This is a genomic window from Chromobacterium sp. LK11 (assembly GCF_001043705.1).
In the GTDB taxonomy this organism is placed as follows: Bacteria; Pseudomonadota; Gammaproteobacteria; order Burkholderiales; family Chromobacteriaceae; genus Chromobacterium; species Chromobacterium alkanivorans.
Genome location: NZ_LDUR01000042.1, coordinates 33,580 through 40,809, shown reverse-complemented (window position 1 = coordinate 40,809; position 7,230 = coordinate 33,580). Strand labels below are relative to the sequence as shown.

Annotated in this window: 6 protein-coding genes; 1 reads left to right on the top strand and 5 read right to left on the bottom strand. The window is 61.4% G+C overall.

The features are described from left to right. Positions 1-76: 76 nt before the first annotated feature. From VK98_RS20665 to VK98_RS20645, 5 genes are all read right to left on the bottom strand, one after another. Positions 77-1,360, bottom strand: coding sequence for a YeaH/YhbH family protein (locus VK98_RS20665; protein ID WP_019100827.1), 1,284 nt, complete (start codon positions 1,358-1,360; stop codon positions 77-79). A gap of 136 nt (positions 1,361-1,496) precedes the next feature. Next, complete coding sequence (locus VK98_RS20660) at positions 1,497-3,425, bottom strand: PrkA family serine protein kinase (protein ID WP_019100828.1); 1,929 nt, start codon at positions 3,423-3,425, stop codon at positions 1,497-1,499. Between the two features lie 398 nt (positions 3,426-3,823). After that, positions 3,824-4,141, bottom strand: coding sequence for a PilZ domain-containing protein (locus VK98_RS20655; RefSeq protein ID WP_081545720.1), 318 nt, complete (start codon positions 4,139-4,141; stop codon positions 3,824-3,826). After that, a complete protein-coding gene (locus VK98_RS24475) occupies positions 4,128-4,685 on the bottom strand; it encodes an NUDIX domain-containing protein (RefSeq protein ID WP_048415843.1) in 558 nt (185 codons plus the stop codon). The genes VK98_RS20655 and VK98_RS24475 overlap by 14 nt, the downstream gene beginning before the upstream one ends. Before the next feature lie 9 nt (positions 4,686-4,694). Then, positions 4,695-5,246: a DUF2062 domain-containing protein gene (locus VK98_RS20645; protein ID WP_048415839.1), complete on the bottom strand. Its 552-nt coding sequence runs from the start codon at positions 5,244-5,246 to the stop codon at positions 4,695-4,697. 195 nt (positions 5,247-5,441) lie between these two features. Here VK98_RS20645 and VK98_RS20640 point away from each other — a divergent pair, with 195 nt between their 5' ends. Next, positions 5,442-7,226 carry an acyl-CoA dehydrogenase C-terminal domain-containing protein gene (locus VK98_RS20640; RefSeq protein ID WP_048415838.1) on the top strand — a complete coding sequence of 595 codons (1,785 nt, stop codon included), beginning with the start codon at positions 5,442-5,444 and terminating at the stop codon, positions 7,224-7,226. Positions 7,227-7,230 lie beyond the last annotated feature (4 nt).

The window sequence follows — 7,230 nt, the reverse complement described above, 5'->3', positions numbered from 1 at the left end:
GTACCACGAGTACATTCCGCTTTTTCGCCCGTTTCCGCCTTGTCTCGCCTTAGCTCGCGAGATCATAAACACGTTCTCAGGCGGTGGCGGCGCGGCCATTGGCCGGCTGACGCTTGAACAGTTCCCGGAAAACCGGGTAGATGTCGGAAGCCGAACGAATTTTCTGCATCGCGAACTGGCGGTTGCGTTCCTGCACCTTCAGGTATTCGTACCAGAGGTTTTGCGGCTCTCCTTCGGTGATCTCGATGTAGGCGAAGTACTGGCAGTAAGGCAGCAGGTCTTCCTCCATGATGCGGCCGCAGTTGGCGGAATCGCTGTCCCAGTTGTCGCCGTCGGACGCCTGGGCGGCGTAGATATTCCATTCGCTGCCGGCGTAGCGCTTCTTGACGATCTCCGCCATCAGATTGAGCGCAGAGGACACCACGGTGCCGCCGGATTCGCGCGAGTGGAAGAAATCCTCCTCGCTCACCTCCACCGCGCTGGTATGGTGGCGGATGAACACCACCTCGATCTTCTCGTAATTGCGCTGCAAGAACAGGTACAACAGGATGAAGAAGCGCTTGGCCATGTCCTTCTTCTGCTCGTCCATGGAGCCGGACACGTCCATGATGCAGAACATCACCGCCTGGCTGGTGGGCTTGGGCTGCTTGACCCGGTTGTTGTAGCGCAGGTCGAACGGGTCAATCCACGGAATGCTGGCGATGCGCTCGCGCAGCCGGTGAATGCTTTGCCGTTTTTCGCGGATTTCCAGAGTGTTGTCCTCGTCATCCTCCATCAGGGTGTCGAGTTCCTCCTCCGCGTCGCCCAGCGTCGCCATCGTCGGCGCGGCCATCGCCACCCGCCGCGCCAGCGCGCCGCGCAGCGAACGCACGATATTGATGTTGGCCGGCGTGCCGTCGTTGGTGTAGCCGGCGCGCACCGTCTTCATCTCCTCAATGCCCATCAGCTGGGTCTTGATCAGATTGGGCAGCGCCAAGTCGTCGAAGAACACGTTCATGAACTCTTCGCGCGACAGCTGGAACACGAAGTCGTCCTCGCCCTCGCCGTCCTGGCTGGCCTTGCTGCCGCCGCCGCCCCCGCCGCCCTGCGGCCGCGGCAAGCGGTCGCCTTTGACGAACTCCTCATTGCCCGGGTGCACGTTTTCCGTCATGCCGCCCTTGCCGTGGTGGAAAACGGGTTCGGAAATATCCTTTACCGGAATCGAGACCTTCTCCCCGCTCTCGATGTCGGTAATGCTGCGCCCCTTGACCGCCTTGGCGACGGCCTCCTTGATTTGGGCCTTGAAACGGCGCAGAAACCGTTCGCGGTTGACCGCGGACTTGTTCTTGCCGTTGAGGCGCCGATCGATGATGTGGGACATAAGCACCTCGCTTTGCCTGTGCCGGCGGCGGCCGCGCGCTGGCGGCCATCGCCTGGCTTGCTGTTGTTATCTATTCACCGCCCGGCCGCGCGGGCGATTTCCGGCGCCGCCCTGGCGGCGCCGGATCAGCGATGGCTTACGAGGACTTGCGCACTCGCAGATACCATTCGCACAACAGACGCACTTGCTTGGCGGTGTAGCCTTTCTCCACCATGCGGTTGACGAAGTCCTCGTGCTTCTTCGCGTCCTCGGCGCTGGCCTTGGCGTTGAAGGAGATCACCGGCAACAGCTCCTCGGTGTTGGAGAACATCTTCTTCTCGATCACCGTGCGCAGCTTCTCGTAGCTGGTCCAGGTGGGGTTCTTGCCGCCGTTGTTGGCCCGCGCCCGCAACACGAAGTTGACGATCTCGTTGCGGAAGTCTTTCGGGTTGGAAATCCCGGCCGGCTTCTCGATCTTCTCCAGCTCCGCGTTCAGGGAGGTGCGGTCGAAGATCTCGCCGGTGTCCTGATCACGGTACTCCTGATCCTGAATCCAGAAGTCCGCGAAGCTGACGTAGCGGTCGAAGATGTTCTGGCCGTATTCCGAGTAGCTTTCCAGATAAGCGGTTTGAATCTCCTTGCCGATGAACTCCACGTACTTGGGCGCCAGGTACTCCTTCAGGAAGGTCAGATACTTCTGCTCGGTTTCCGCCGGGAACTGCTCGCGCTCAACCTGCTGCTCGATCACGTACAAGAGGTGAACCGGGTTGGCGGCCACTTCGCTGTGATCGAAGTTGAACACCTTGGACAGAATCTTGTAGGCGAAGCGCGTGGACAAGCCGCTCATGCCCTCGTCCACCCCGGCGTAATCGCGGTATTCCTGGATGGATTTGGCCTTGGGATCCGTGTCTTTAAGATTGTCCCCGTCGTACACCTGCATCTTGCTGAACAGGCTGGAGTTTTCCGGCTCTTTCAGCCGCGACAGCACCGCGAACTGCGACATCATCTTCAACGTGCCCGGCGCGCACGGCGCGCGGCCCAGCGAAGAGTTGCGGATCAGCTTGTCGTAGATCTTGATCTCGTCGGACACGCGCAGGCAATACGGCACCTTGACGATGTAGATCCGGTCGAGGAAGGCCTCGTTGTTCTTGTTGTTGCGGAACTGCTTCCACTCGGACTCGTTGGAGTGGGCCAGGATCACGCCTTCGAACGGAATAGCGCCAAAGCCCTCGGTACCCTTGAAGTTGCCTTCCTGGGTGGCCGTCAGCAGCGGGTGCAAGACCTTGATCGGCGCCTTGAACATCTCCACGAATTCCAGCAAGCCCTGGTTGGCCAGGCACAAGCCGCCGGAGTAGCTGTAAGCGTCCGGATCGTCCTGCGCGTATTTCTCCAGCTTGCGGATATCCACCTTGCCCACCAGCGACGAAATGTCCTGGTTGTTCTCGTCGCCCGGCTCGGTCTTGGCCACCGCGATCTGCTTGAGCACCGACGGATAGCGTTTGACCACGCGGAACTGGCCGATGTCGCCGTTGAACTCATGCAGCCGCTTCACCGCCCACGGGCTGGGGATGCTCTTCAGATAACGGCGCGGAATGCCGTATTCCTCTTCCAGCAGCGCCCCGTCCTCGTCGTAGTTGAACAGCGCCAGCGGAGACTCGTTGACCGGGCTGCCTTTCAGGCAATAGAACGGCACCAGCTCCATCAGCTCTTTCAGCTTCTCGGCGATGGACGATTTGCCGCCGCCCACCGGGCCCAGCAAATAGAGGATCTGCTTCTTCTCTTCCAGGCCTTGCGCGGCGTGGCGGAAGTAGGACACCACCTGTTCGATCACCTCCTCGGTGCCGTAGAAATCACGGAACGCGGGATAGACCTTGATGACTTTGTTGGAAAAAATGCGGGACAGACGCGAATCGTGCCGAGTGTCCACCAGCTCCGGCTCGCCGATGGCGGCCAGCATGCGCTCTGCGGCGGTGGCGTAAGCGCCAGGGTCTTTCTTGCAGAGCTCCAGGTACTCCTGGATGGTGTACTCCTCCTCACGAGTCTTGTCGTAACGAGCAGCGTAGTGACTGAAGATATCCGGGTGCATGGCTCTCTCCTGGCAGGTAGCAGAGGCGCAAACGATATGCACGCGGCAACCGCTGCTCCCCTTGCTGAATTAGAGTATTCACATTGTTTCCGGCTTTCTTTTTCTGGGTATAGCATAACGCACAGCCTGGCAGGGCAAAACCGCGCCTGCACACAAAATATGAGATCGTGAGCCAGATTCAATACAAGTATTTGAAATGGATGGTGAATTCCGCCAGCTTTTTTTTGTAACGGGAGACGAGCGGCATGTAAGCGGGAGTAAACGGAAATCGGCCCAAAAAAAACGCTTTGAGAATCAAACGTTTCCAGCGTGGCGCTCGGAACATTTAGACCAAACCCGCGGGCGGACAAAGAGAAAGGAATATAAAGAATGCGCCGCGCCGGCGCGGCCGGCGGCGCTCAGCCTTTGCGCTGCACGATGCGCACGCCGATTTCATAGATGCGGCCGCGCTGCACCTCGTTGCAGCGCTTGACCTCCACCACCGCCTCCAGCGGCTTGCCCGGCATGCCGCCCACCCCCGGGGCCAGCACGATCACGGACAGGCGCTCGCCAAACTGCGGCACAAAGGACGAGCGCAGCGCCATGCCGTCCACCGACAGATCCACGCACTCGCCGTAATGGGTTTCGCCGCTGATCAAAGAACGGATGCGGGCCTTGCAGCCCATGCTGATGCGGCGCCCGCGCCGTCGATCCCGGTAAGGATCAAACGGCGACACCCGGCATCCTCCCGGCCTGATGCGCCGCCAGCCAGTGCAGGCCCACGATGGACTTGCTGTCGCAGATCGCCCCGCTCAGCGTCATCTCCATCGCCTGCGCCACCGGCACCGTCAACACCTCCAGGAACTCGCCCTCGTCCAGCCGGCTGCCCTGCTGGCTCAGCCCCTCCGCCAGGTAATAACTGATGCGCTCATTGGAATAGCCAATGCACGGATAGGCGGTGCCCAGATAAGTCCAGCGCTCCGCCGCGTAGCCGGTTTCCTCCAGCAGCTCCCGCCTTGCGGTGGCAGCCGGGTCTTCGTCCGGGTCTATCTTGCCGGCGGGAATCTCCACAAACTCGCGGCCGGCCGGATAACGGTACTGGCGCTCCAGCACCAGCTTGCCGTCCGGCGTCAGCGCCAGCACCGCCACCGCGCCGGGGTGCAAAATGTATTCGCGCGTGGACGCCGCGCCGTCCGGCAGCGCCACCTCGTCTTTATGAACCTTGAGAAAACCGCCCTGATATACCAGCTCCGACGACAACTGCTTTTCAACCAGATCCACAATCACCCCTTAAAGTGTTCTGCAATGCCTGCTTTTCCAGGCGCTGATCACCGCCCAGCGCCACAGCAGCCGCGTCAGCGCGTAGCCGATCACGCCAAAGGTCAGGCCCAGCGCCGGCAATCCCACCAGCAAGGGCCAGCCCAGCTCCGCCAGCCAGTTCAGGCAGGCGTGCCACCAATCCGGCAAGCTCATCCGGTCCCAATTGGGCGGCGGCGTCATTGTACCCGCAGCCGGATTGCCCAGTAAAAGCTTGCCATAAGCATAAGCCAGAAAATACAGCGGCAATACGGTCAAAGGGTTAGTGTACAGCGTGATCAACACCGCCACCGGCAGATTCACCCGCATCAGCAAAGCCAGCGCCACCGCCGTCACCTTCTGCGTGGGGCCCGGCATCAGGCCGGCGAACAAACCCACCGCCACCCCCATGGCCACCTTGCGCCGGTTCAGCGACCAATACGCCGGCCGGTCAAGGTAAGGCGCCAGCCGGCGCAGGCCCGGCTTTTGAAACCAGTGGTGCCGGTAAGCAACCCATTTACGTATCTTGCGTCTAAGCCAAGTCATCTGGAATGTTTTTACCCCTGTCCGCGCTCGTTGCCGTTAAACCACACTCATCGGCGGGGAAAGCGCGAAAAGCTTGTCAAAGCCACGACGATAATTTAAACAAGCGTTTGAATGAATTTGCCGCCCAAGCGCAGGGCGCTTTCAACCACAACAGACCTGGACCGGCCAGGCCGCGCAACATTACAGGAGAGACCCATGCCTGCATACCAAGCCCCGCTGCGGGATTTCGATTTCGTGCTTCACGAGCTGATCAAGGTACAGGACATCATCCCCACCCTGCCCGGCTACGAAGAAGCCACCAAGGACATCTTCCGCTCCTATCTGGAAGCCGCCGCCCAATTCTGTGAAAGCGAACTGGCGCCCCTGAACCGCCAGGGCGACGAAGAAGGCTGCCACTACGACAGCACCACCAAATCCGTCACCACCCCGCCCGGCTTCAAGGAAGCCTACCAGCAATACTGTGAACTCGGCTTCCCCGCGCTGGACTGCGACCCGGCCTACGGCGGCCAGGGCATGCCCAAAGCGCTGGGCTTCCCCATCATGGAAATGCAGTGCTCCAGCAACGTGGCCTGGTCCATGTACCCCGGCCTGTCCCACGGCGCGTATTCTGCCATTCATGCCCACGGAACCGAAGCGCAAAAAGCGACCTACCTGCCCAAACTGGTGGACGGCAGCTGGACCGGCACCATGTGCCTGACCGAACCGCACTGCGGCACCGACCTGGGCCTGCTCAAATCCCGCGCCGAACCCAACGGCGACGGCAGCTACAACATCACCGGCACCAAGATCTTCATCTCCGCCGGCGAACACGACCTCTCCGACAACATCATCCACCTGGTGCTGGCCCGCCTGCCGGACTCGCCCAAGGACGTGAAGGGCATCTCCCTGTTCATCGTGCCCAAGTTTCATGACGACGGCAGCCGCAACGCCGTAGCCTGCGGCAGCCTGGAACACAAGATGGGCATCAAGGCCAACGCCACCGCGGTGATCAACCTGGACGGCGCCAAGGGCTATCTGATCGGCGAACCCAACAAGGGCCTGTCCTGCATGTTCACCATGATGAACGCCGCCCGCCTGGGCTGCGGCATGCAAGGCCTGGGCATAGGCGAAGCCTCCTTCCAGGGCGCGCTGGCCTACGCCCGCGAACGCCTGCAAATGCGCTCGCTGACCGGCGACAAATGCCCGGACAAGCCGGCGGACCCCATCATCGTCCACCCGGACGTGCGCCGCATGCTGCTGACCCAGAAAGCCTACACCGAGGCCGGCCGCGCGCTGACCACCCTGCTGGCGCTGCAACTGGACATTGAAGACAAACACCCGGACGCCGACGCCCGCCAGGACGCCGCCGACCTCGTCGCCCTGCTCACCCCGGTGGCCAAGGCCTTCATGACCGACAACGGCTACGAAGCCGCCAACCTGGGCATGCAAGTGTTCGGCGGCCACGGCTACATCCGCGAATGGGGCATGGAACAACTGGTGCGCGACTGCCGCATCTCCCAGATCTACGAAGGTACCAACGGCATCCAGGCCATCGACCTCTTGGGCCGCAAAGTGCTGATGGACCAGGGCCAGAAGCTGCGCAAGTTCACCAAGCAGATCCACAAGTTCTGCCAGGCCAATGAAGGCAACGACAAGCTGGCCGACTACGTGGCCCCGCTGTCCAAGCTGCTGAAAGACGTGGGCGAAGTGACCATGGGCATAGGCATGGCCGGCATGCAGAACCGCGACGAAGCCGGCGCGGCCGCCACCGACTACCTGCGCCTGATCGGCCACCTCAGCTACGCCTGGCTGTGGGCGCGGATGGCGGAAGTGGCTCATTCCAAGCTGGGCGGGGGCGAAGACGCCTTCTACCAGGCCAAAATCCTGACCGGCCGCTTCTACATGAGCAAGCTGTTCCCGGAAGTGCACAGCCTGCTGGCCAAGCTCAAGGCCGGCGCCAAGCCCTTGATGGAGCTGCAGGACGAGCACTTCGCGTTCTGAACCA